Raw genomic sequence first — 2,102 nt, 5'->3', positions numbered from 1 at the left:
CGCTGTACGTTTAAAATAAGGGTCAAATGAGGATGAAAGTTGACTTAATTGCGAAACTGATGCCAACCAAAGGAAAGCAACCCCATAAAATAAAACAAATATAAAACATAGTAATTATTAAAGAAATTAAAAAACTACAAAAGCAAATTTATGAATTAATTTTGGTCATGTTTTGTTTTTTAAACTTTTTAGAATAAAGTAAAATAGTAATTGCAAAATTACTATCTATCAAAATAAAAATAAACGAAAGCAACATAGTTAGGCATAAATGTTTATGTATTAGTAATTTATCAGTCAAATCGAATGTATGTGATATATTCAAACTAACATATAAAATAACCCATGTATCCTAAAAATCCCCAAAGCAATAAGACAAACAGGAGCTGTTAACTCCATGCTATACTTGAATAAAAAACAAGTAAATACAAAAACAATAATACTTATAATAGCAGGCAGATAAAAATATTTAAAAATAATTGTTTTTTTATTTCACCTAAATTTAGACAAACTAATTCTACTTGCCATACAACTGCATGAGAAAAGTGCCAAAAATAAAAGCATTAAACTAATCCATAATAAAGTTTTTGAATAACTCTTTTATGGTTTGCTCTGATAAACTGCAACCGAACTTAATTTTTTATTATCTTTAATTTTTTTTCTTTAGATATCTAATAAAAACATGTTATTTCAACTCTTTATTAAATTGAATTATCAAATTAAATTTGTTAAAAAAGTTCTAAAGCCTCCTAACTTAAATATAATAAAAGACTTTTATGCCTTTATTATAACTCAAATATTTTAAATGAGTAGTTAATTTAATATGATAAATATTAATAAAATAGCAAATAACAAAACTATTTATCTACTATTAATTATAATATAACATAAAAACTATATTACAATTCAACATTTATATTAAAAAATATTAATTTATTATTCATCATAATACAATTAAAATTAACTATGTAAAACTCTAAAAACTTAAACATTAAATTGTTACATAACAAAAAAACCAACTTTTAAGTTGGTCTCCTTATAATTTTATTATTTACTAGTAATATTGTATTATTTGTATTAATATTTATTTACTTATATTATTACTTATATTAACTACGATATTGCAAATCTAATAATTTTTGATATAATCTTTTTTCTTCTAAACTTAATTTGGTTAGGAGTTTTAATATGAACAACAACATACTGATCACCTTTACGATAAGAAGAATTAAGATGTGCAACTCCTTTATTTTTCATTCTTAATTTATTGCCTGATTGAATCCTGCAGGAATTTTTAAAGCTACTTCAATTATAAATAGTAGGAATCAAAATAGTTGTTCCTAAAACAGCTTCTGGAAAAGTAATAAAGATTTCTAAAATAATATCATATTCACGTCTTACAAAAGATTCTTGAGGACGCACTTTAAAAGTAAAACATATGAATCTCCTGCTTTTGTTGATTATTACTTAAAGGAATAAAATTTCCTTTACCAGGAACTTACCAAAGACATTTCCTTCTTGAATCCCTGCAGGAATATTAAAGGTACATTTAATTTGATTGCTTAACTTTTTTGACGTTTTGTCCGTGACAAGCATAACATTTATTTTTAATTTCTTGTCCTTTACCACTACAATTAAGGACAAACTTGACGAGAACAAGATATTGCCTAAAAAGTTCTAGCACAACCAGTAATAATTTGTCGAGTCCCGCCACAACGTTTACAAGTAATAACATCTTGATTGGAAACTGTTCCTTTACCATGACAAACTCTACAATCAGCTTCTACAGTAATTTCAATAGTTTTGTTAGCTCCTAAAACAGCATCCATAAAACTTATAGTCATTTCTACTTTTTTTATCATAAGAAGAGTTTTTTAGTTTGTTGATTACCAAAAATATCTCCAGAACTAAAAAAGAATCCCCAAAAGAATCAAAACATCAAAACCACCGCCACCAAAGAAGCCAGAAAAACCGTTACTCCAGAAGAAGCATCACCAAAACGATCTGCATAATTACTTTTTGGAAGCATCTCCTAAAACACTATAAGCTTCTTGAATTTCTTCAATTTGCTCTCAGCGTTAGCTTCTTTGGAAATAAGCAATACG

Annotated in this window: 2 protein-coding genes and 1 pseudogene; all 3 read right to left on the bottom strand. The window is 25.7% G+C overall.

All coding sequences use genetic code 11. From position 1 onward, the window contains the following. Positions 1–1,110: 1,110 nt before the first annotated feature. The 3 genes and pseudogenes from ACEW7V_RS00560 to ACEW7V_RS00550 all read right to left on the bottom strand — a co-directional run bounded on the left by ACEW7V_RS00560 (position 1,111) and on the right by ACEW7V_RS00550 (position 1,859). Positions 1,111–1,419, bottom strand: a pseudogene (locus ACEW7V_RS00560) (DnaJ C-terminal domain-containing protein). Positions 1,420–1,464: 45 nt separating this feature from the next. Next, entirely contained in the window at positions 1,465–1,641 is a 177-nt protein-coding gene (locus ACEW7V_RS00555) for a hypothetical protein (RefSeq protein ID WP_374695542.1), read from the bottom strand. A 23-nt stretch (positions 1,642–1,664) separates the two neighbouring features. Further along, positions 1,665–1,859, bottom strand: a complete 195-nt coding sequence (locus ACEW7V_RS00550) for a hypothetical protein (protein ID WP_374695541.1) — start codon at positions 1,857–1,859, stop codon at positions 1,665–1,667. Positions 1,860–2,102 lie beyond the last annotated feature (243 nt).

The organism is Areca yellow leaf disease phytoplasma (assembly GCF_041920595.1).
This window is presented reverse-complemented; position numbering and strand designations above follow the sequence as displayed.